The organism is Glutamicibacter arilaitensis Re117 (assembly GCF_000197735.1).
GTDB lineage: Bacteria > Actinomycetota > Actinomycetes > Actinomycetales > Micrococcaceae > Glutamicibacter > Glutamicibacter arilaitensis.
In genome coordinates this window covers 2,185,483-2,207,824 of sequence record NC_014550.1, presented here as the reverse complement: position 1 = coordinate 2,207,824, position 22,342 = coordinate 2,185,483, and the positions used below count along the sequence as shown (strand labels likewise).

At 61.6% G+C, this 22,342-nt stretch carries 20 protein-coding genes; 14 read left to right on the top strand and 6 right to left on the bottom strand.

Annotated elements, in window-relative coordinates:
• The first annotated feature begins 44 nt into the window (after nt 1-44).
• The 4 genes from AARI_RS10555 to AARI_RS10540 all read left to right on the top strand — a co-directional run bounded on the left by AARI_RS10555 (nt 45) and on the right by AARI_RS10540 (nt 3,078).
• Complete coding sequence (locus AARI_RS10555) at nt 45-662, top strand: ANTAR domain-containing response regulator (protein WP_013349285.1); 618 nt, start codon at nt 45-47, stop codon at nt 660-662.
• Between the two features lie 299 nt (nt 663-961).
• The gene (locus tag AARI_RS10550) at nt 962-2,194 is read left to right on the top strand and encodes an inorganic phosphate transporter (protein ID WP_013349284.1); all 1,233 of its coding nucleotides are present in this window, start codon (nt 962-964) and stop codon (nt 2,192-2,194) included.
• Nucleotides 2,191-2,439 (top strand): hypothetical protein, encoded by a 249-nt coding sequence (locus tag AARI_RS10545; protein WP_013349283.1) that lies wholly within the window; start codon nt 2,191-2,193, stop codon nt 2,437-2,439. The genes AARI_RS10550 and AARI_RS10545 overlap by 4 nt, the downstream gene beginning before the upstream one ends.
• Nucleotides 2,440-2,532: 93 nt before the next feature.
• Nucleotides 2,533-3,078 carry a dihydrofolate reductase family protein gene (locus AARI_RS10540; protein WP_013349282.1) on the top strand — a complete coding sequence of 182 codons (546 nt, stop codon included), beginning with the start codon at nt 2,533-2,535 and terminating at the stop codon, nt 3,076-3,078.
• A gap of 93 nt (nt 3,079-3,171) precedes the next feature.
• Here AARI_RS10540 and AARI_RS10535 read toward each other — a convergent pair whose 3' ends face one another.
• Entirely contained in the window at nt 3,172-3,657 is a 486-nt protein-coding gene (locus tag AARI_RS10535; protein ID WP_013349281.1) for a hotdog fold thioesterase, read from the bottom strand.
• 85 nt (nt 3,658-3,742) lie between these two features.
• Here AARI_RS10535 and polA point away from each other — a divergent pair, with 85 nt between their 5' ends.
• The 5 genes from polA (at nt 3,743) to AARI_RS10510 (ending at nt 11,998) form a co-directional block, all read left to right on the top strand.
• The gene (polA, locus tag AARI_RS10530; RefSeq protein WP_013349280.1) at nt 3,743-6,355 is read left to right on the top strand and encodes a DNA polymerase I; all 2,613 of its coding nucleotides are present in this window, start codon (nt 3,743-3,745) and stop codon (nt 6,353-6,355) included.
• A 108-nt stretch (nt 6,356-6,463) separates the two neighbouring features.
• Nucleotides 6,464-7,366 (top strand): polysaccharide deacetylase family protein, encoded by a 903-nt coding sequence (locus AARI_RS10525; protein ID WP_013349279.1) that lies wholly within the window; start codon nt 6,464-6,466, stop codon nt 7,364-7,366.
• A 68-nt stretch (nt 7,367-7,434) separates the two neighbouring features.
• A complete protein-coding gene (locus tag AARI_RS18650; RefSeq protein WP_013349278.1) occupies nt 7,435-8,748 on the top strand; it encodes a GNAT family N-acetyltransferase in 1,314 nt (437 codons plus the stop codon).
• 216 nt (nt 8,749-8,964) lie between these two features.
• Nucleotides 8,965-10,440 (top strand): 30S ribosomal protein S1, encoded by a 1,476-nt coding sequence (gene rpsA / locus AARI_RS10515; RefSeq protein WP_013349277.1) that lies wholly within the window; start codon nt 8,965-8,967, stop codon nt 10,438-10,440.
• A 247-nt stretch (nt 10,441-10,687) separates the two neighbouring features.
• On the top strand, nt 10,688-11,998 hold the full coding sequence (locus tag AARI_RS10510) for a hypothetical protein (RefSeq protein ID WP_013349276.1): 1,311 nt from the start codon (nt 10,688-10,690) through the stop codon (nt 11,996-11,998).
• A 27-nt stretch (nt 11,999-12,025) separates the two neighbouring features.
• Here the strand turns inward: AARI_RS10510 and AARI_RS10505 are convergent, their stop codons facing one another.
• From AARI_RS10505 to AARI_RS10495, 3 genes are all read right to left on the bottom strand, one after another.
• A complete protein-coding gene (locus AARI_RS10505; protein ID WP_013349275.1) occupies nt 12,026-13,672 on the bottom strand; it encodes an HNH endonuclease signature motif containing protein in 1,647 nt (548 codons plus the stop codon).
• A gap of 61 nt (nt 13,673-13,733) precedes the next feature.
• Nucleotides 13,734-14,945: a class I SAM-dependent methyltransferase gene (locus AARI_RS10500; RefSeq protein WP_013349274.1), complete on the bottom strand. Its 1,212-nt coding sequence runs from the start codon at nt 14,943-14,945 to the stop codon at nt 13,734-13,736.
• Complete coding sequence (locus tag AARI_RS10495) at nt 14,942-15,616, bottom strand: YigZ family protein (RefSeq protein ID WP_013349273.1); 675 nt, start codon at nt 15,614-15,616, stop codon at nt 14,942-14,944. Before AARI_RS10495 ends, AARI_RS10500 begins: the two co-directional genes overlap by 4 nt.
• Nucleotides 15,617-15,641: 25 nt before the next feature.
• Here AARI_RS10495 and coaE point away from each other — a divergent pair, with 25 nt between their 5' ends.
• The 5 genes from coaE (at nt 15,642) to AARI_RS10470 (ending at nt 20,471) form a co-directional block, all read left to right on the top strand.
• Nucleotides 15,642-16,238: a dephospho-CoA kinase gene (gene coaE / locus AARI_RS10490; RefSeq protein WP_013349272.1), complete on the top strand. Its 597-nt coding sequence runs from the start codon at nt 15,642-15,644 to the stop codon at nt 16,236-16,238.
• Nucleotides 16,239-16,240: 2 nt separating this feature from the next.
• On the top strand, nt 16,241-16,489 hold the full coding sequence (locus AARI_RS10485) for a hypothetical protein (protein ID WP_013349271.1): 249 nt from the start codon (nt 16,241-16,243) through the stop codon (nt 16,487-16,489).
• 73 nt (nt 16,490-16,562) lie between these two features.
• Nucleotides 16,563-18,650, top strand: coding sequence for an excinuclease ABC subunit UvrB (uvrB, locus tag AARI_RS10480; RefSeq protein ID WP_013349270.1), 2,088 nt, complete (start codon nt 16,563-16,565; stop codon nt 18,648-18,650).
• 125 nt (nt 18,651-18,775) lie between these two features.
• Nucleotides 18,776-19,915 carry a TerC family protein gene (locus tag AARI_RS10475; protein WP_013349269.1) on the top strand — a complete coding sequence of 380 codons (1,140 nt, stop codon included), beginning with the start codon at nt 18,776-18,778 and terminating at the stop codon, nt 19,913-19,915.
• A 103-nt stretch (nt 19,916-20,018) separates the two neighbouring features.
• Nucleotides 20,019-20,471 (top strand): MarR family winged helix-turn-helix transcriptional regulator, encoded by a 453-nt coding sequence (locus AARI_RS10470; RefSeq protein WP_013349268.1) that lies wholly within the window; start codon nt 20,019-20,021, stop codon nt 20,469-20,471.
• A gap of 83 nt (nt 20,472-20,554) precedes the next feature.
• On the opposite strand, the gene AARI_RS10465 is transcribed toward AARI_RS10470, so the two are convergent.
• On the bottom strand, nt 20,555-21,838 hold the full coding sequence (locus AARI_RS10465) for an alpha/beta fold hydrolase (RefSeq protein ID WP_013349267.1): 1,284 nt from the start codon (nt 21,836-21,838) through the stop codon (nt 20,555-20,557).
• A complete protein-coding gene (locus tag AARI_RS10460) occupies nt 21,838-22,326 on the bottom strand; it encodes a GNAT family N-acetyltransferase (protein ID WP_013349266.1) in 489 nt (162 codons plus the stop codon). The genes AARI_RS10465 and AARI_RS10460 overlap by 1 nt, the downstream gene beginning before the upstream one ends.
• Between the last annotated feature and the right edge of the window lie 16 nt (nt 22,327-22,342).

The following is a 22,342-nucleotide window of genomic DNA, read 5'->3' as shown; positions in this document are numbered from 1 at the left end:
GCCCTGACAGCAGGCAGGAATTCTGACCATGGAGGAAGGCGCCAATGAGCGATCTACCTGAAATCACCCGCATCCCATCCGAGGTGCAGTCCACTCCGCGCCGAGTTCTCGTTGCCGAGGATGAAACCCTGATCCGCCTGGACATCGTCGAAATCCTGCGCTCCGAAGGCTACGACGTCGTCGCCGAAGCCGACAACGGCCAAAGCGCGCTGGAAAAAGCCCGTGAACTGAAGCCGGACTTGGTGCTCATGGACGTGAAGATGCCGGTCATGGATGGCATCACCGCCGCGGAAGCCATCGTCAAGGAACGGATCGCACCGGTTGTGCTGCTGACCGCCTTCAGCCAGAAGGAGCTGGTGGAGCGTGCTCGCGAAGCCGGCGCCATGGCTTACGTGGTCAAGCCATTCACCCCGGCAGACCTGACTCCAGCCATTGAAATTGCGATCTCCCGCAATGACGAGCTGCGTGCCCTGGAAGAAGAGGTCAGCAATCTGGCTGAGCAGTTCGAAACCCGCAAGCTCGTTGATCGCGCCAAGTCGCTGCTGATCACGAAGATGGGCTTGACCGAGCCAGAAGCGTTCCGCTGGATCCAGAAAACCTCCATGGATCGCCGCCTGAGCATGCGCCAGGTCGCCGAGACGGTCGTCGACCAAGTCAAGTAGGTCCTGCGCGCGCCACCCGCGCGTCTGAATGTGCGCCAAGCCATATATGGTTTGGCGCACATTTTTTATGCCCGCAACCCGGCTTCGCCTCGGTTGAACACCAGTTAACCTGTGCGCAACCAATTGTTCACGCTAGATTGGCTCGGAGGGGGTTGCAATCCTGGATTGACGTACTGCGCGGTACGCCTAAGATGGAAATTGCGCTAAGAACGAAGTCCCGCACACCATTTTCATCCGCAGGATTCTTATTCACGGCCCGTTTACTTTTCCTTGCCGTTCGACCCTCAGGCTGGTATTCAATGGATTTGACGCTTATCGTCGTCCTGGTCATTGCCTTGGCGTTGTTTTTCGACTTCACCAATGGTTTCCATGACACGGCCAATGCGATGGCCACACCAATCGCAACCGGAGCAATTTCCCCTAAAAAGGCAGTTGCCCTCGCCGCAATTCTGAACCTTGTCGGCGCTTTCCTCTCAACCGAGGTAGCGAAGACCATTTCAGGCGGCATCATCAATGAAGACCCGACCTCGGGTGTAGCGATCGGGCCAGCGATGATTTTCGCCGGCCTGATGGGTGCAGTGATCTGGAACCTGTTCACCTGGTTGCTGGGCCTGCCATCGAGCTCCTCGCACGCACTGTTCGGCGGCCTGGTTGGCGCTGCAATCGTGGGCGCAGGTTTCGCCTCGGTGAACTACGGCGTCCTGCTGTCCAAGGTACTGCTTCCGGCTATTTGCGCTCCGCTGATTGCCGGCATTTCCGCGTACCTGTGCACCAAGCTGGCCTACGCAATTACCAAGCGTGAGAATGGCGCGGCGCCTAAGCGCGGCGGATTCCGCTACGGCCAGATCTTCTCCTCCTCGCTGGTAGCGTTGTCCCACGGCACCAACGATGCGCAGAAGACCATGGGTATCATCACCCTGACCCTGGTTGCTTCGGGCCTGCAGGATTCAGATTCGGGTGTTCATTTCTGGGTTGTTGCAACCTGTGCCTTCGCGATCGCACTGGGTACCTACACCGGTGGCTGGCGCATCATCGCCACCATGGGTTCGGGCCTGACCGACGTGAAGCCTGCACAGGGCTTCGCAGCTGAGATGTCCACCGCATCGGCGATCCTGACTTCCTCGCACCTGGGCTTCGCATTGTCGACCACCCAGGTTGCTTCCGGTTCCGTGATCGGTTCGGGCATGGGACGTAAGGGCGGCGAGGTCCGCTGGGGCACCGCAGGGCGCATTGCACTGGGCTGGCTGTTCACCCTGCCAGCAGCAGCGGTTATCGGCGGCATCGCTGCAGCCATCACCCACCTGGGGAACATTGGCATTGTAATTGTCGCTGTCGCCGGCGTCGGCGCCATGCTGGCTATCTGGTTCATTTCGCGCAAGCAGCCACATGACCACGAGTCGAACATCTCCGATATCGACAACTCCGGTGCTGCGGTGAACATCTTGACCAAGAAGGAACGCCGCGCCAAGGCCAAGGCTGAAGCCAAGCTGGCTAAGGCCGCCGCTGCGCAGAAAGAAGCTGATAATTCATGATTGACTGGACAGCCTTTCTGATCGTCGCCGTCATCACCTGGATTGCGGCTATCGCGATCGTCTCCGCTTACTCCTTCGGCGTGCGCCTGCTGGCAGTAGCCAAGGATGACGGTAGCAATGAGTCTTTGAGCAAGACCGGCGCCTACGCATGCTTCGTGGTGTGCGGCTTGATCGTCGCCTTCGGCGTGGTGCTGATCGTGCCACAGCTGAGCGAAGCCATTCTGGGAGTCAGCTCAGGGCACTAGGCACTGGGCAAAACCCCTGGCGGGCCCGACACGAATCCGGGTTCGGCAACAACTTCATATTGCCTTCGATGGAGGCACCCCTAGACTGGAGCCATGACTAGCTTCAAGTACTACGTGGGTGCCTCCATCGATGGTTTTATCGCCGATCGCAACGGGAGTGTCCAATGGTTCAAGCCCTATGCCACGGCACCGGCAGTGGAAGAGCACTTCCAGAAGTTCTTCGAAACGATCGGTGCGGTAGTGATCGGCGGGAAAACCTACGAGAACATCGTGCGTGATGTCACCGAAGGAAGCATTCCCTGGGTCTTCGGCGACAAGCCGGTATGGGTCTTCACCCACCACGAATTGCCGACCCTGCCCGGAGCGGACCTGACCTTCATCCGCGGGGAAGTGGGGTTCTGGAGCCGGGACATTGCCCAGAGCGCAGGCGCTGGCGACGTGTGGGTCGTGGGCGGGGCAGACTTGGCCGGCGCGTTCGTTGAAGCCGAAGCACTCGACGAGGTGCTATTGGTGACCGTTCCCGAGGTGCTGGGCGAAGGCGCGAGCCTCTTTGGCCGCGGCATCAGCACGCAGCTGGCCGCATTGGAGATCGAGCAGCTCGGAACCGACATCTTCCTCGCGCGCTACGCGATCGGCTGAGGCACGCAAGATACCTGCACGAATCATCGTTAAACAGTCCAGCGCCGCACTGGAACAGCCTGACTGACCCGGTGCGGCGCTGGGCTGCGGTGCTTATTTTTCGACCGGCAGCAGCATGTTGGTGATTCGAGAGGTAGCAACACGCTGGCCCTGCTCGTTGCTGATCACGATCTCATGGCAGGTGCTGCTGCGGCCCAAATGGATCGGCGTGCACACCGCGGTAGCCAAGCCGGAGCGGCCAGCCTTGTGGTGGGTGATGTTCAAATCCACGCCCACCGGGTTGGCTCGGCCAGCCCCATGCAAGGCTGCGGCCATCGAACCGAGGGTTTCAGCCAGCGCGGCCGACGCACCGCCATGCAGGATTCCGTAGACCTGGGTGTTGCCAGCCACCGGCATGGTGGCCGTCACGCGCTGCGGATCGAACTCGGTGAAAATGATTTCCAGTTTCTCCACGAGTTCGCCCACGCCATTCAGATGCAGGTATGGCCACATGGTTTCGGGGATCCCGTGGTGCGAAAGCTGCTCGGCAAAGGGATGTGCCGAAGATTGCGTGGGTTGAGAAGTGAAATTATCGCTCATGGCAACTAGGCTTTCAGGTGTGAGCGAAACTACCAAACCGACGCCTGCGTCGGACAAGAGACTGCTGATTATTGATGGACACTCCATGGCCTTCCGCGCGTTCTACGCGCTGCCAGCGGAGAACTTCGCAACAAGCACCGGACAGCACACCAACGCCGTGCACGGCTTCGTGTCGATGCTGCTGACCATGATCCGCCAGCAGAAGCCCACCCACGTCGCGGTGGCCTTCGACTTGGACACCCCGACCTTCCGCTCGCTGGAATACACCGAGTACAAGGGCGGGCGCAATAAGACCCCCGAAGAGTTCTACGGGCAGATTGACCTGATCCAGGAAGTCATGAAGGCGATGAACATCCCTTCGATCACCCTGGAAAGCTTTGAAGCCGACGACATTCTGGCCACCTTGGCCACCCAGGGCGAAGAAGCCGGCTTCAATGTGCTGGTGGTTTCCGGCGACCGCGATGCCTTCCAGCTGATTACCGACAAGACCCTGGTCTTGTACCCGAAGAAGGGCATCAGCGATATTCCCCCGATGGACGCCGACGCGGTGGAAGCCAAGTACTTCGTACGCCCAGAACGCTACTCGGACCTGGCCGCACTGGTCGGGGAAACCGCCGATAACCTGCCAGGCGTGCCAGGAGTCGGACCGAAGACCGCCGCCAAGTGGATCAACCTGTACGGGGATCTGGCTGGCATCTTGGAGAACGCAGAGAACATCAAGGGCAAGGTCGGCGACGCGCTGCGCGAACACGTGGACAACGTGACGCGCAACCGCCGACTGAACCAGCTCAAGCACGACCTGGAACTTCCGGTCACCTTGGAGCAGATGGAACTTCAAGCGCCGAACCGCGAAGAGATCGAGAACCTGTTCGACGCGCTGGAATTCAACACCCTGCGCAAGCGCCTATTCGATCTGTTTGCCGCCCAGGAAGAAGAAGCCGCTCCAGAAGTTGCCGAATTCACCCGCGTGGTGACCGAGGACGCCAAGGCGCTGCGCGACTTCCTTGAAGCCGGAAAGGGCGCGCCGATCGCGATCCAGCCGGCCGTCGTCGATGGCCAAGCGGTGGGCCTTGCCCTGTTCCGCGGGGCGCAGGCTGCCTGGCTGGACCTCTCGGGACTGGATGAGGCTGCCGAAAACGTCCTTGCGCAGTTCTTGGCTGATGCCGCGGCACCGAAGATCTTCCACGACGCCAAGGCCACCATGCATTTGCTGGCCGACCGCGGATTGAAGCTGGCCGGGATCCACGATGACACGCTGATCAGCGCCTACCTGATCCAGCCGGATCGACGCAGCCATGATCTGGTCGACGTGGTGCAGTACCACCTGAAGTATGCCGTGCCGGTGCATCAGGCGAAGAAGGGCGAGCTGGATCTGGGGCTGACCGCGGACCTGGCTGAGCCTGCCTTGGCCCAGGCCCAGGCCATCCACGACCTCTCCGCCTTCCTGGCCACCAAGCTGGCTGAAAAGCACGCGGACAAGCTTGCCGCCGAGATGGAGCTGCCGCTGATTCCGGTGCTCTTCGAAATGGAACGCGCCGGGGTGGCAGTGGACGTGGACCGCCTCAATGAGCTGCGCGCCCACTTCACCGAACAGGTGGACCAGGCAACCAACGACGCGTTCGCCGCGATCGGCCATGAGGTCAATCTCTCCAGTCCCAAGCAGCTGCAGGTGGTCTTGTTCGAAGAGCTGGATCTGCCGCGCACCAAGAAGATCAAGACCGGTTTCACCACCGATGCCGAGTCGCTGGCCGACCTGCTGGTCAAGACCGGACACCCGTTCCTGGTCGCATTGATGGCCTACCGCGACGCGATCAAGCTGCGCCAGACCGTGGACGGCCTGCTCAAGGCCACCCATGAGGACGGCCGTATCCACACCACCTATGCGCAGACCGTGGCCGCGACCGGACGCCTGTCCAGCCTGAACCCGAACCTGCAGAACATTCCGGTGCGTTCGGAAGAAGGCCGGCGCATCCGCGACGTGTTCATGGTCGGGGAAGGCTACCAGAGCCTGCTGACCGTGGACTACTCGCAGATCGAAATGCGCATCATGGCGCACCTCTCCGAGGACGAGGGCCTGATCGAGGCCTACCAGAACGGCGAAGACCTGCACCGCTATGTCGGTTCGCGCGTGTTCAACGTCGAACCGGAAGAGGTCACCTCCGAGATGCGCTCCAAGGTCAAGGCGATGAGCTACGGCCTGGCCTACGGCTTGAGCAGCTTCGGACTCTCCAAGCAGCTGAAGATCGGCGTGGATGAAGCCCGCAAGCTGATGAAGGACTACTTCGACCGCTTCGGCGCCGTGCGCACCTACCTGCGTTCAGTTGTCGACCAGGCCCGCAAGGACGGCTACACCGAAACCATCTTCGGCCGCCGCCGCTACCTGCCGGAGCTGAACAGCTCGGACCGTCGCCTGCGTGATATTGCCGAGCGTGCCGCGCTGAACGCCCCAATCCAGGGTTCAGCTGCCGACTTGGTGAAAGTCGCCATGCTGCGCATCGACGAAGAGCTGAAAGCCGGCGAGTACAAGTCCCGGATGCTGTTGCAGGTCCATGACGAACTCATCTTGGAAATTGCCGAAGGTGAACTGGAACCAGTGCAGGAGCTGGTGACCCGCGAAATGGGTCAGGCCGCCGAACTGCTGGTACCGCTGGATGTCCAGCCGGGCGTTGGCCGGACCTGGCACGACGCCGCGCACTAGGCCGATGACCGGCGTGCAATAATAACGGCAAAAGCCAAAGGGCAGGGACACTTGAAGGTGTTCCTGCCCTTTGGCATGAACCAGGTAGGTTCGAAGGAAGAGGAAAACATGGAGCATCGCTCGCGCCGCTGGGCATTGAAAGCTGGCGCCGCCAGCTTGGGCGCCGTAGCCGCAGGGCTGCTAGGTGGTTGCAGTGCCAGCGGGCCGGCAACTGCCACGCGTTCTGCGAGTCCATCGGCATCTGGTGCTGCCAGCAGCACGCCGCCGGCACCTGCGCCCTCGGCGTCGCCCAGCAGTGCCAGGCAGTATCCGACGCGCGCCCAGATCCTCAGCGAGTTCAAGAATCAGCGGACCGGCGAGTTCGGCCTGGAGGTCAAGGGGATCGAACTGGGACTGCCAACGGCCACCAAGAGTGCGGCGCTGACCTTTGATGCCTGCGGGGGAGCGTACGGGTCAGGGATCGACCATGCCTTGCTCGACACCCTGCGTGACCATAAGGTCCCCGCGACCCTATTCATCAACCAGCGGTGGGCCCGAAGCAACGGTGCGGCCATGGAAGAGCTGGTAGCCGATCCGTTGTTTGAAATCGCCAATCACGGCACCAGCCATGCTCCGCTGAGTGTTGCGGGGCAATCGGCCTACGGCCTCCGCGGGACCGGTTCGGTGGGCGAAGCCTACGACGAGGTCATGGGCAACCAGAAGTATCTGGCTGGACAGTACGCGGTGGATGCTCGATTCTTCCGCTCGGGCACCGCGCATATGGATGAAGTCTCGGCTGCGATGTGCCGCAAGCTGGGATTGATCCCGATGAATTTCACGGTCAATCTGGATGCCGGGGCCAGTTTCCCGGCCGCCACGGTCGCAGCGCAGATGCAGCTGCTAAGTGCCGGGTCCGTGGGGATCGGGCATTTCAACCAACCCGAGTCGGGTACCGCCAAGGGGATAGCCCTCGGTTTGGTCGCTGCCCTTGATTCTGGACTGGAGTTCATCACGCTCTCAGAGGCCTGGTAGCTCCTCTTGCGCCGTGCGGACTTGGGCATAGACTGTGACCACAGCCTCATTCACCGCCAAGGAGCTTCATGGGCCACCCACGCCAGCTTGATCTGGAAACCCGCACGTACCATGCTGTTGAACGCAGCGCGGAACTCGATGAGGCGATCAACCTTTTCCACCGGGCTACCGGGATCGGCTTCTACGAGGGCGTGCCCGAGGAAGCCAAGTTCTCCACCCTGCAGGAACTGACCTACTCCCAGCAGATGCGTTTTTCAATGGTGTTCGATCTGGCCGCGCCACCGCACTCGCGGCATGCATCCCAGCCGGTACACACCTATGGAACTTTCCCCGGTCTGCTCAATGCCGGCGGCCCGCAACCGGTCCCGGTGCATAAGATCAGTGCTGTCACTGTGGCACCGGCCTACCGGCGGCGCGGGATCTTGTCCCGGCGGATCACGGCCGATCTGGAATATGCCCGCCAGGCAGGTTTTGCGTTGGCCGCGTTGACCGCTTCGGAAGCCACGATTTACGGGCGCTACGGCTTTGAGCCGGCGACGTACCAAACGCGGTTTACGCTCAAGTGCTCGCACGGGTTGAAGTTCCGAGTACCGGTGCCGGGTGAGGTAGTGGAAATTGAGCCGCAGGACTTCGGCCCGGACTACGCGCGCTTGGCGGTACGCGCGCTGGAAGCCACCTTCGGCTCCGTGGACAGCACCGAATACGACAACGGCTTCGCACTGGGGCGCTGGGAAAGCTGGGAGTCCTTAGAGCAGCCCAAGAACCTGCGGTGCGCCGCTTACTACGACGAGACGGGGGAACTGTCCGGATTTGCGGCTTATAAGTTCGATGGATGGGACGAGCCCACGGCCAAGCTGACCGTGCACAAGCTCGTGGCAACCAGCATCGTGGCTCGGCTCAAGCTCTACGAATACCTGGGCAACCATGACTTGGTGCAGGAGGTGCAGGGGCAGGGTCCTGTGGCCGACCCGTTGCGCCGGGTACTGGAAAACGTGCGGGACTACCATGTGCGTTCGGTGGACGATGTGCTCTGGTTGCGGGTGCTTAATGTGGTCGCGGCCTTTGAAGCCCGTGGCTACCAGCATAATGGCCGTCTGCTGCTGGGGGTCGGGGACCGGATGGGCGTTGTGGCTGGAACCTACCTCTTTGAGGTGGCGGATTCCCGCGCGACGGTCAGCCTGGTGCAATCAGGGCAAGAACCAGCGGATGTTCCCCGGGTGGACTTGTCCGAACGCGAGCTTGCAGGTCTGTATTTGGGCACGGTGACGCTGAAAGACTTACTGGATACCGGCAGAGCCGAACTTGAAAGCACCAGTGCACGGGGGAGTTGGCTGGAGTTGTTCGACGTAGCCGGAGAAGGATTTACGCCGCATGGTTTCTAATCGCAAGCCATGATTTACCGGCTTGTATGACGAAGTTCACAAAATGCTGGCTTGGATGTTAGCGGGTTACGCTTTGACCCGCGTAGCGCTAGACGCGTAGACTTGTACAGCGTGCCATGGCTTTGTCATGTCCGCAAATAAGTTTTACCCGCTCGAAATTCCGGGACTTCCGGGGTTTCGACTGATCAAATCTATCCACATCGGAGTCCCTACTACATGACCATCACCTCGAACGAGAACAACAGCGCACCAGTCGTCGCAATCAACGACATTGGATCTGCTGAGGACTTCTTGGCCGCAGTCGACGCCACCATCAAGTACTTCAACGATGGTGACCTCGTCGAAGGCACCGTTGTCAAGGTTGACCACGACGAAGTTCTGCTCGACATCGGTTACAAGACCGAAGGTGTCATCCCTTCCCGCGAGCTTTCCATCAAGCATGACGTTGACCCAGGTGAAGTTGTCACCGTTGGCGACAGCGTTGAAGCCTTGGTTCTGACCAAGGAAGACAAGGAAGGCCGCCTGATCCTGTCCAAGAAGCGTGCTCAGTACGAGCGTGCTTGGGGCGACATCGAAAAGATCAAGGAAGAGGACGGCGTCGTTACCGGTACCGTCATCGAGGTTGTCAAGGGTGGCCTCATCCTGGACATCGGCCTGCGTGGCTTCTTGCCAGCATCGCTCGTCGAGATGCGCCGTGTGCGCGACCTGGCTCCATACATCGGCCAGGAAATCGAAGCCAAGATCATCGAGCTGGACAAGAACCGCAACAACGTTGTGCTGTCCCGCCGTGCGTGGCTTGAGCAGACCCAGTCCGAGGTTCGCTCGACCTTCCTCAACAAGCTGGAAAAGGGCCAGGTTCGTCCGGGCGTTGTTTCCTCCATCGTCAACTTCGGTGCATTCGTGGACCTGGGCGGCGTAGACGGCCTGGTACACGTTTCCGAGCTGTCTTGGAAGCACATCGACCACCCATCCGAGGTTGTCGAGGTTGGCCAGGAAGTAACCGTAGAGGTTCTCGAAGTCGATCTGGACCGCGAGCGCGTTTCCCTGTCGCTGAAGGCTACCCAGGAAGATCCTTGGCAGACCTTCGCCCGCACCCACGCACTGGGTCAGGTTGTACCGGGCAAGGTTACCAAGCTGGTTCCATTCGGTGCGTTCGTACGCGTCGAAGACGGCATCGAAGGCCTGGTTCACATCTCCGAGTTGGCAGTTCGCCACGTTGAACTGGCTGAGCAGGTTGTCTCCGTTGGTGACGAACTGTTCGTCAAGGTCATCGACATCGACCTGGAGCGTCGCCGCATTTCGCTGTCGCTCAAGCAGGCTAACGAAGGTGTTGACCCAGAGGGCACCGAGTTCGACCCAGCACTCTACGGCATGGCTGCAGAGTACGACGAGGCCGGCAACTACAAGTACCCAGAGGGCTTCGACCCAGAGTCGAACGAATGGCTCGAGGGCTTCGACACCCAGCGCGCTGCATGGGAAGCACAGTACGCTGCTGCCCAGGAGCGTTGGGAAGCACACAAGAAGCAGGTTGTTGCCGCTATCGCTGCCGACGCAGAAGCAGAGCCTGCTGCTGCCGGTGGTTCCGAGCCAGCTCCAGCTTCGTACTCCTCGGAGGCACCAGCCACCGATGCAGGCACCCTGGCTTCGGACGAAGCACTGGCTGCACTGCGCGAGAAGCTGACCGGCAACTAATTCCGACTTCTGCCTCGTGCAGAGATCGTGATTAGCTTTAGCTGATTCACGAAGGTCCAACCCCGCAAGGGTTGGACCTTCGTTTGTTTAACCGGTTTATTGCTTGGCGGCATGGCTGGCACGTCATTATTTCTGCTGACTTCGATCGGCCAGGAATAGCTCCAAAGGAGCACTGCCGTTAATACCTGCTGAGGTTAGACTAAAAGTGCACCGATCAAGTGCATTCGCGAACGGCAGGTAGATGCACATGGCGACGGCAGGGAATTCGCAGGCAGGCTATGCGGGAGGCGCAACTACCGGGCAGCAGATCCCGGTGCGCCAGGTCAGCCACGAAGAGTGGGAGACTGTACCGCGCACCATTCCCAACTTCTGGGTTGCGGCCGCCACCTGGCTTCCGCTGGTTGCACTGGTGGTCTTTGTCCGTTCGGATCTTCTTCATTCCCCGTACCTCGATACAAGTTTCTGGAACATCGTTTCCTTCTCGATGGTTGCTACCGTGCTGGCCATGATATTCGGCGGCGGACGGCAAGCACCCTGGATGGGATTGGGCCTTGGCGCCGGAATCTATTTCCTGCTGGCTCCTGCCGGGGACCTGCAAAGGATCTTGGCTGTGGCGCTGGCCTATTTCCTCCTGCTCGCCCTGGCCGTCGGCGTTCTAGACGGGCGGCTTCGACGCCAGCTTAGAACCTGGAAGCGCGAAGCTGCAGGCGGCATTGCCCTGGCTCACGGGCAAGAAAGAGATTTTGGAATCTTCAAGCAAATGTCGCCCACGGTCTGGAACCTCGCGTTAGGCGCACTGATCTACCCGCTGCTGCAGCTGGGCTGGGAATTGGCCAGCACGGAAGTGCATTCGCTGCATGACTTGGATGAAGGGTACCGACTTGACGTGCTTGCCGCGGTCGTCCTCCTGGGCATCAGCCTGCTGGTCAGCCTGTTGCGCTGGATGCGCTTGAAATCGATGGGACTTTTCGCCCTCGAAATTCCAGCTGACCACCGAATCGGTCCAACCTCATTGCGAGCCTATGGCAACGCGATCCTCATCGAAAAGGAAGAAACCGAGGTCTGCCTGTGCCGCAATGACGACAAGAACGGGGCCAAGAAGGAATTTGCGGACCCGCGATTCATTTTCTGCTCGGAGGTTTGCCCGGTGCACGGAGTGCATGCGGTCAACCAGCGTTCTGCCGAAGAGTTCCTGGGCATCGCGGCCCAGCCCTGGGTCTATGGGGAGAACCTGAACGGAAAATTGCTGGAAGGGACCGGCCAGCGCTTGGTCATTGCCGGGCTAAGCGGCTGGGGTTCACGCCCGGTCTCGGTGCGCGCTTCGTGGCTCTATGGTGGCGGGAAGCAGGCGAGCGCCTACTTCGTCCCGGCATCCGCACGTGAACCCTTGAACAGAACCAAGCGGCGCCTGGTGGTCCAGACACCTGCTGGCGAATCGATTACTGCCGATACCTTCGAGAACAATGAGCGGGCCGAGATCGACCGGATCGACCTGCGCCCCTTGGGGGTTGAAGCCCAAGCCGTCCGCGTGCACGGTGGACGCCCGTTCTTGATCTAGCCGGAGACCCCGGCGTATGGGGGCGAACTAGGCGGCCTTGGCCATGTGGTAGCTGTTGCGCACTGGTTTCTGAGCAGGATCCATGAAGGCGGGCAGGATGACTTTGGGCACCCCTCCATCGGGAATCACCTTGATCAGACCCGTATGGACATCGTGATGGTGCGTATCGCAGAGCATCGCACTCCAGTAGACCGCGGTGACACCGCCAGCTGACCAGAATTCGATGTGGTGGATGTTGCACCGTTCGGGGTCCATAGTGCACCCGGGTACTAGGCAGCCTCGATCGCGCACGGTGACGCCAAGGCGCATGTATTTGGGATGCTTGCGCTGGCTGCGTCCGATGTCCAAGATTTCGCCTTTGCCGCCGAGCACCATCGGAATGATTTGGGCATTGGCCAATGCTTGCCGGAGATCGGTGGCGTTGAGCTTGAAACCATGGGAAGTGATTCCGTGGGTTTTGGCCCGCCCTTCGAGCTCATCCAAGCTCATCATCACGACCACTTGGGGCTTGATGAGCGGAATGTTCGGTTCCTGATGCTCTGGCTGAGAATTCTCCGACGCGGACCTGCGATTGCGGGTGGCTTCGAGCAGTTCACGCAGTCTTCGCGCGTTGATCTGCATGAGATTCATCATGCCGTTGAGCCGGCGGGCGGCCGGCGAAAGCGGTGCGCGGTCAGGCTCGTGGCTTGCCGCGGCCTCTTCGTCGGTTACGAAGTCCGGGTGCGCACCGCCTACCTGGTCGAATTCACCGCCGTGCTCCTCATTGGCCTCCGAAGCTTCACGGGCGGCCTGACCAGCTTCAGAGCGGGGATTATCGCTCTGGGCGATGCTGGATTCGAACAGTTCTGCGCGCACCGGACGCAGGGCCACGTCGTAGTGCACCAGACCATCGCGTTCGCCTCGTCGGAAAATTCCCTCTTCGGCTTCTGGCCGTTTCTTTGCCGTACGATTCTTCGCCTCTTTCAAGCAGCTAGACACAAGCTTGCGTCGGGTGCCCGGATCGGGTTCCTCCATTTGGCGATAGACCTCCGCTTCGAGCAGTTCGCCATTTTCGGCCAAGACGCTCGAAGGGGTGGGAATGGCGAATTCCTCGCGTTTTGGCTCCAGCGCACTCATCCGGCGGGCCGCGGCCAGGACTTCACCCGGAGGGCGGGTCTGATCGTTGAAGCGTTGAGCCATCAGCGGGTACTGCGCGGGATAGCTTTGGTGCTGGTAGTCGTATTGGCCTATGACGTGGTGGGCATCCTGGATACGGCGTTTCGCCTCGAAAAACCCGGTGTGGAGCCACGCGGCCAATAATGCGGTGGGATTGGCGAAGCAGGGACGTGCGGCGCTGCGTTCGACCGGTGTGCTGAAATCGGTGGTGCCCGCACGGACCGCATCCAGCTCATCGCTGGTCAGGGTGTGGGCGGCGCTGTCTTCGATCAGATGGGCCGCGTAGATCTGGGTTCGCAACGCCTGATGGCCAGCTGATTCTGCGAAGCTGGCCATGGCCAGGGCATAGCGCGGGTCGAGCATGAATTCCTGGGCGCCCGTTGGAGCTGCCGGGACCAGGTGCTGGTGCAGGGCTGGAATCAGCGCGGCCAAGGCCAGGGCGTCCTCGGCAGAGGAAACCGGTCCGGCCTTGAGTGCCTGGGCGAGTGCGGTGATCGCCGCACGGAGGGATGTGCTCATGGCCCCAGCATGCCCAGCACCAGCAAGCCGGGGCCGCGGGGGAGTGCGAACTGTGGAAAAGCTATTGTGCGCGTGTCGAGGAGGTCACGGTGAAGGTCTTGTCGCGCGCCAGCTGGGTGGTGGGGCCGATACGGCGGGCCAATTCGCTGCGGTAGCGCAGATGGGAGTTGAACACGCACAGCAAGGTGCCGCCGGGTGCCAGCACGCGCGCCGCGTCGTCGATCAGCTTGAACGCGATGTCGGCGGTGACGGTATTGCCGATATGGAACGGCGGGTTCAGCGTGATCAGCGTGGCCGATTGCGCCGGCAGGCGGCTCAGTGCGTCATCTTGCACCGCAGTGATGCGCTGGCCCAGGTCATTGCGCTGCGCGGCGGCCAGGGTGGAGGCAACCGCGGAAGCCGAATGATCTGAAGCGTCCACGCGCAGCGACGGGTATTGAAGCGCCGCGAAGATGCCGATGGAACCGTTGCCGCAGGCCAAATCCATCAGCGTGTCGTGGGTGGACAGATCGGGCAGGTTCTCCAGCAGCAGGCGGGTTCCCGGGTCCAGACGCGCCGCGCCGAAGGTGCCGGCTCCGGCGACCAAGGTGAATGCGGTGTTGCGGACCTGGTGGGTGGCGGTGGCAGGGAAATTGCTGTCAGGCTGCTCGTCGCGGGGAATGCTTGCGGTGAGTACCCGGGATTTTTGCCGGGCCAGCGACACGTCCAGGTGCGTGAAGTGCGCGGAGAGCACCTCGTTCATGCCCCGGCTCATGTGCTTGATCCGGCCACCGGCAAATAGCTTGGCGCCGGGACCGGCCACGGCAGCCACGGCGGCGACCTGTTCGCCCAGCACATCCAGCCCGCGTGGCAGGGCCAGCAAAATGGTGGCGGCCTGCTCGGCGACCTCGGCCAGCGGATGGAAGCTCAGATGCCCGGCTGCCTGGGGCAGCAGCCGGTTCAGGTTCGCCTCGATGGCGCGCCGGGCGGTTAGCGAATCGGTGTGCACCCGCACCTGCGTGCTGCCCAGCGCCAAGGCGCCCAGGGCCAGCGCGCCGTAGTGATCGCCGATGATGGCGATGGACTGTGGCCACGGCGCTGTCCCGGGCTGGCCGGGGATGGCCGCGGCGCAGGTGTCCAGGATCAGCCGGTCGGCGGCGTCAGCCGCGTATAGGTTTTCCGCTTCCACATCGGGCCAGCGGCGTAGGCCATCGAACAGATCTGGCAGCAGGCTGGCCTGGGCGCTGGGACCGGTGGGATCCACAGCGGAACTCGGGGAAATTTCGGAACTCAAATCAAATCAACCCATTGCGTGTTGGTGGAATTCAGTGTTGCTGCGCCGGAGGTGAGGGTGGCGATGTGCGTGTGCAGTTCTTGTGCGGCCTGCTCGGTGTCCGGGATGCCGATTCGCACGATGGCGTGCTGCGCTTGCCATTCGGTGGGTTCGACCTGGTAGCCGGCGGCGCGCAGCTCGTTTTCGTAGCGGGCAGCTTGGGCGTGCGAGGCGGTGAATGCGAAGATGCGCAGGCGCTGGCGCAGGTGCAGCGGTGCGTGGTCCAGTCCCGAGGAGACTGCATCGGAATAGGCGCGGACCAGGCCGCCGGCACCCAGCTTGATGCCGCCGAAGTAGCGGACCACCACGGCCAGCACGTCCGAGAGCACGCTGGCATCGGGCATTTCGCGCTTGGCCAGGGCATCGAGCATCGGGATCCCGGCGGTGCCTGAGGGTTCGCCGTCGTCGTTCGAGCGCTGCACGATCCGGTCCGGGCCCAGGATGAACGCGCTGCAGTGGTGCCGGGCATCGAAGTGGGATTTGCGCAGGGCGGCGATATGCGCGCGGGCGGCGGCTTCGGTTTCGACCCGGAAGAGGTAGGTGATGAAGCGCGAACGCTTGATTTCCAGCTCGTGGATGGAATCGCTGGTCAAAGTCGTGTACCGCGTTGCAGCCGAGTCGTTGGTGTTCATCCCTTTTAGTTTATAGGGTGGGAACATGTTGCATGTTGGACTGACCGGGGCAGTGGCCTCTGGAAAATCTGCGGTCGCGGCGAAGCTAGCCGCCCTGGGAGCTGTAGTCATCGATGCCGATAAGCTGGCGCGCCAGGTAGTTGAACCTGGCACGCCCGGGCTCGGTGCGATCAAAGACACCTTTGGGGAGGATGTACTGCTGCCCGACGGGTCGCTGAATCGGCCGGCTTTGGCCGCGATCGTCTTCTCCGATGAAGCGCAGCGGGCCAAGCTGAACGCGATCGTGCACCCGCTGGTTCGCGCGCAAGCCCAGAAGCTGCGTGATGCGGCACCTAAGCAGGCGCTGGTGGTGGAGGATATTCCGCTTTTGGTCGAGTCCGGGCAGGCGGAGAAGTTCGATGCCGTGGTGGTTGTCCAGGCGCCGCTGGAAGAACGCATGCGCCGAATGGTCTACGATCGTGGGTGGACTGAAGCTGATGCCAAGGCGCGGATTGCCGCGCAGGCTACCGATGAGCAGCGGGCGGCCGTGGCCGACTACCTGCTGGATAATTCCGGCAGCTTGGCAGAACTTGAAGCGCAGGTTGAATCCCTCTACCAGCAATTGGCCCCGACGCAGGAGTAAGAATGTACAAGATTTGCAAGTGGACCACGCTGGCCGCCTTCGCGTTGGCACTGGTGCTGTGGCTGGGCTTTGGCGGGCGCGATGAATTTGTCAGCCAGGAGGGCGGACCGTATTCGCCGGTGGTGTACATCAGCGGCCTGCTGGCGCTGCTGGGGCTGGTTGCGGCGACCATCATGACCGTGGGCTTCTTCGGCACAAGCATCCAGCGCACCGTGAAGCGCAACGCCATCCGCTACGGGATGCGCAAGTAGCCTCGGGCAGCTTTAAGCTGATAGCTGGCTTGAACCCCGCCCTGCTGTCGGTGGTGCTCGCTATGCTAGAACCATGAGTCTTGCACAGCCGATCAAGCGCGTGGTCGCCCCCTTCGAAGTCATCAGCGAGTATGAGCCGGCCGGCGATCAGCCGCAGGCCATCAAGGCGCTGACCGAACGGATCAACGCCGGCGAGAAGGACATCGTGCTGCTCGGTGCCACCGGTACCGGCAAGTCCGCGACCACCGCCTGGCTGGTCGAACAGGTGCAGCGCCCCACCCTGGTACTGGTGCAGAACAAGACCCTTGCCGCGCAGCTGGCCAACGAATTCCGCGAGCTGATGCCCAATAACGCAGTGGAGTACTTCGTCTCCTACTACGACTACTACCAGCCCGAAGCCTACGTGCCGCAGACCGATACCTTCATCGAAAAGGACTCCTCGATCAACGAGGAGGTCGAGCGGCTGCGCCACTCCGCGACCAACTCGCTGCTCACCCGGCGCGACACGATCGTGGTCGCCACCGTCTCGTGCATCTACGGCCTGGGCACCCCGGAGGAGTACGTGGCCGGGATGGTCACCGTGCGCGCCGGCGAGGAACTTAACCGCGACGCGATGCTGCGCCAATTCGTGGCCATGCAGTACACCCGCAATGACATGGACTTCCACCGCGGCACCTTCCGCGTGCGCGGGGATACCGTGGAGATCATCCCGATGTACGAAGAGCAGGCCGTGCGCATCGAGTTCTTCGGCGACGAGGTGGAAGCGATCCACACCCTGCACCCGGTGACCGGCGAGGTGATCCGCGAGGAAACCGAGATGTACATCTTCCCGGCCAGCCACTATGTGGCCGGCGCCGAGCGGATGCATAAGGCGATCAAGCGGATCGAAGACGAGCTGGCGGTACGCCTCAAGGAGCTCGAATCGCAGAATAAGCTCGTCGAAGCCCAGCGGTTGCGCATGCGCACCACCTATGACCTGGAAATGATGGAGCAGATGGGCTTCTGCAACGGCATCGAGAACTACTCGCGGCATATTGACGGCCGCGAGGCCGGCAGCGCCCCGCACTGCCTGATCGACTACTTCCCGGATGACTTCCTGCTGGTGATCGACGAGTCGCATGTGACCGTCCCGCAGATCGGTGCCATGTACGAGGGCGACATGTCCCGCAAGCGCACCCTGGTGGAGCACGGGTTCCGCCTGCCTTCGGCGATGGATAACCGCCCGCTGAAGTGGGATGAGTTCTTGGAGCGCATCGGGCAGACCGTTTACCTTTCGGCGACCCCTGGCAAGTACGAGCTGGGCAAGTCCGACGGGTTCGTGGAGCAGATCATCCGCCCGACCGGCCTGATCGACCCCGAGATCATCGTCAAGCCCACCAAGGGCCAGATCGATGACCTGCTCGATGAGATCCGCACCCGCGTGGATCGCGACGAGCGCGTGCTGGTCACGACCCTGACCAAGCGGATGGCCGAGGATTTGACCGACTACCTCACCGAGCACCAGGTGCGGGTGCAGTACCTGCACTCGGATGTGGACACGATCCGCCGTGTGGAGCTACTGCGCGAACTGCGCATGGGTTCCTACGATGTGCTGGTGGGCATCAACCTGCTGCGCGAGGGCTTGGACTTGCCCGAGGTTTCCCTGGTGGCGATCCTTGATGCCGACAAGCAGGGTTTCTTGCGTTCGGCGACTTCGCTGATCCAGACCATTGGCCGTGCTGCGCGTAACGTGTCGGGCCAGGTGATCATGTATGCCGATAAGATCACCGACGCGATGGGCCAGGCGATCGAGGAGACCAATCGCCGCCGCGAGATCCAGGAAGCGCATAACAAGGAGCACGGGATTGACCCGATGCCGCTGCGCAAGAAGATCGCGGACATCACCGACCAGCTGGCACGTGAGGATGCCGACACGCAGGAGCTGCTGAATAATAATCGGTTGGCGAAAAATGCCAAGCGGACGAAGGCTTCGTCCACGGTGCGCAAGGATGGTCTGGCGGCGGCTCCGGCCGAGGATCTGCTGACCCAGATCGAGGAAATGACTGAGCAGATGCATGCTGCGGCAGCCGAATTGCAGTTCGAGCTGGCTGCCCGCATCCGTGATGAAGTCTCCGAATTGAAGAAGGAATTGCGCCAGATGAAGGCCGCCGGGCATGCCTAGCAGTCGGATGGGACGGCGCCGTATTTCGGACTTCGGCTAAGGCTGTGAGGTTGCTGTGCGCTACACTTGTTCACTGGACGTAGGGGAGTATCCCAATGCTGTGAACGTCAACACGCGGACCAATGATGTTTCGCCGGGCGCAGCAGCCGACCAGCAATACAGGCATCGAGCAGTTCGAGCACCTGGCTGGCGGCGGAGAGACTTGCGGCGATTTTGTATACCCTCCAACGAAAGGTCGCTCGTCCGTGGGCACTTCTGGAATTAGCCTTCAATTTGAGATCATCGCACTGGTAGTACTGTGCCTTGTTCTGGCCGCTGACTTACTGTACGTAACCAAGCGTCCGCACATTCCTTCCATGAAGGAAGCTGGCATCTTCGTCAGCGTTTACATCGGCTTGGCCATCGTCTTTGGCGGTTTGGTCTGGTGGCAGGCAGGACCGCAGCTCGGCCAGGAATTCTACGCCGGCTGGATCACCGAATATGCGTTGTCGGTAGACAACCTGTTCGTCTTCATCATCATCATGGCGCGCTTCTCGGTACCTCGTAAGTACCAGCAGGAAGTGCTGATGTTCGGCATCATCATCGCGCTGATCCTGCGTGCGATCTTCATCGTGCTGGGCGCGGCGATCATCGAACAGTGGTCGTGGGTCTTCTACATCTTCGGCGCCTTCCTGCTGTGGACCGCATGGAACCAGCTCAAGGATGAAGACGAGGACGATGAAAGCGGCCTGGTCAAGAAGCTGACCGCCAAGATGCCGATTTCCAAGGAATTCGACGGCGCCAAGCTGCGTACCGTGGTTGACGGCAAGAAGCTGTTCACCCCTATGGTGCTGGTCTTCGTGACCATCGGCATGACCGACCTGCTGTTTGCTTTCGACTCGATTCCGGCCATCTTCGGCCTGACCAAGTCCGCGTTCATCGTCTTCACCGCGAACATCTTCGCACTGATGGGCCTGCGCCAGCTGTACTTCCTGCTCGGTGGCCTGATGAACCGTCTGGTCTTCCTGAAGCACGCATTGAGCTTCATCCTGGCCTTCATCGGCGTGAAGCTGGTCTTCCACGCATTGCACGAGAACAACCTGCCATTCATCAATGGCGGCCAGCCGCTGGATTACGCATGGCTGGATATCTCCGTGGGACTGTCCCTGCTGGTCATCCTGGGCGCGATCGTCATCGCTACCGTGATGTCCCTGTGGAGCCCATGGGGAAAGCGTGCCGCGGCTAACGCCGAGGCCGCTGATCGCGCCTCGCACGACGACCGCTAAATAACGTACGGACCAACCCGTCGGGACCTGCTGTTTCAGCTGGACCGGCGGGTTTTTCCATGCCCTGATAGGGTGCCTATGCAATTCTGCTAGGCTGAATTTCATGAACGAGATTTCAACACAGGCCAGCGACATCGCAACCGGTGTCGCTATCGCTTCGGGCACGATGGCACGGCTCTTGGGACGGGCCGCCGGGCAAGGCCGCTCGGTCACCGCATGGCGTGTGCTCTCGGTTCTGGATCGGCTGGGCCCGCAGCGCGTGGGCGACCTCGCGATCGAGCAGCGCGTTGCCCAGCCTACGATGACCGGGCTGGTGATCCGCATGGAAAATGACCAGCTTCTCCAGCGCCAGCCGGACCCCGATGATGGACGTGCCAGCCTGGTGAAGCTCACCGATGCCGGCAAGGAAGCGGTTGAGGCCTACCGCCAGCGTGCGATCATGGCGCTGGCCGGGGACATCAGTTCCTTCAGCGCTAAGGAACAAGAAATCCTGGCCCAGGCCGTGCCGCTGCTGCAGCGCTTGAATGATCAGGTTGCCTCGAAACTAGACCGCTGAGAGTACGACGCTTAACTGCCAAGGCGCTTGGAACCGCTACCGGATCCAAGCGCCTTGGCTGTTGAACGATGCAAACGTGCAGGCTACTGCGCGGCGGCCGCTTCGGGGTCCTCGCCGTTGGTCATCGCCAGCAGGCGGCGGAAGATTGCCGGCCCCTCATCGCCGATTCCGTCGTGGTGGTAATCCTCGGTCACCCAGGCCTGCAGCCCGGCGACCTGCGAGGCGGTGCGCAGGGATAACTCGCGATCCACGTAGACATCGTCGTGGTACACCGCGGCCGCCACCGGCACGGTGTTCGCGGCCAGCACCTCCAGGTCGTAGAGCGGGCCGAAGCCTTCGTGCTCGGCCAGGATGCGCGCCACATCCTCCAGCGGGCGCAGCGCGGGATCCTCGGAGAAGTGCCAGCTGTAGATCATCTCGCCGGTCAGCAACGGTGTTTCAGCGTGGCTGGTGAAGCTTTCGAACTCGGCCAAGACCTGTTCGGCCGCAAAATTAGTTGCGTCGCCCTGGGCATAGATGGTCTCGTGCATCAGTGCGTACAGCGGGTTCGACGCGAAAGATGACTGGGCGTAGAGCGCTTCGAGGAAGGTGTCCGAGAGGCGTTCGCCGCCAGCGGTGGTGCTGAAGGCTTCCTCGAAAATATGGTGCAGCAAGTGCACCCGGGTGTTCCCGCCCAAGTGCATGCCCAGCATCTGCACCAGCGGCACGGTGACGCGCTGGCCGTTGGGCAGCAGTTCGTCCTCGTTGGCACGCACATGCTCGTAGATCTTGTGCAGGGTCTTGAAGTCCTCGGGGTACCAGGAGAAGTACTCGCGGTTGCGTTCGGCCATGCGCTGGTAGGTAGCCCGGTAGACGGTTTTCGCGTCGGCATCCAGCGACGCCAGTCCGCCGGTGACCAGGCAGCGGGTCAGCGACTGCGGGAAGAGCGAGAGATAGGTCAGGGTGCAGAACCCGCCGTAGCTCTGGCCCAGGGTGCTCCATTGCTCGATGCCCAGGTGCTCGCGCAGCGCTTCGGCATCACGCACGATCGAATCGGCACGGAAATGCTGCAGGTAGCGGGCCTGGGCTGCGAAGTCCCCGCGCAGCGTCAGGGTCTTGCGATTGGCCGGGGTAGACAGCCCGGTGCCGCGCTGGTCCAGCAGCAGCACGCGGAAGTGCTTGGTTGCCTCGGCAAGCCAGCCGGACAGGGAACCGGGGCGCGGAGATTTCCCGCCCGGGCCGCCCTGCAGGAACAAGAGCCAGGGCTTGGCCTGATCGGTGCTGACTTCACGGGCGAAGACCGAGATCTTCTCGCCCTGCGGGTCTGCATGGTCCAGCGGGACCTCGATGCGATGGTCGGTGACGTCCATACCGCGGTAATGCCGCATTAGTTTGCTCCTCGGGTGCCAAGTGCGTTCAGTGCTTCGCCGTCCAGGCGGCGTGTGGTCCAGCCGTCCATGGAACCGGCGCCGATCGCGTCGTAGAACTTGATCGCCGGTTCATTCCAATCCAGCACCGACCATTCCAGGCGCTTGTAGCCGCGCTGTACGCAGATCTGCGCCAGGGTGCGCAGCAACGCGGTTCCGGTGCCCGAACCGCGTTGCGCTTGGCGCACGTAGAGGTCTTCGAGGTGGATGCCGTGCCGGCCTTCCCAGGTGGAGTAGGTCAGGAACCACAGGGCCATGCCCTTCAGCTCGCCGGATTCATCCTCGGCCACGTGGGCGAATACCTGGGGATTGGGGCCGAAGAGGTGCTCTTGCAGATCAGCTACGGTGTTGTGCACCGCATCTGGTTCCTTTTCGTAGTCGGCCAATTCCTGGATCATCTCCAAGATCTGCGGGCAGTCGCCCGGAACAGCTTCACGCACAATACTCATGTGTTCCAGCTTACCT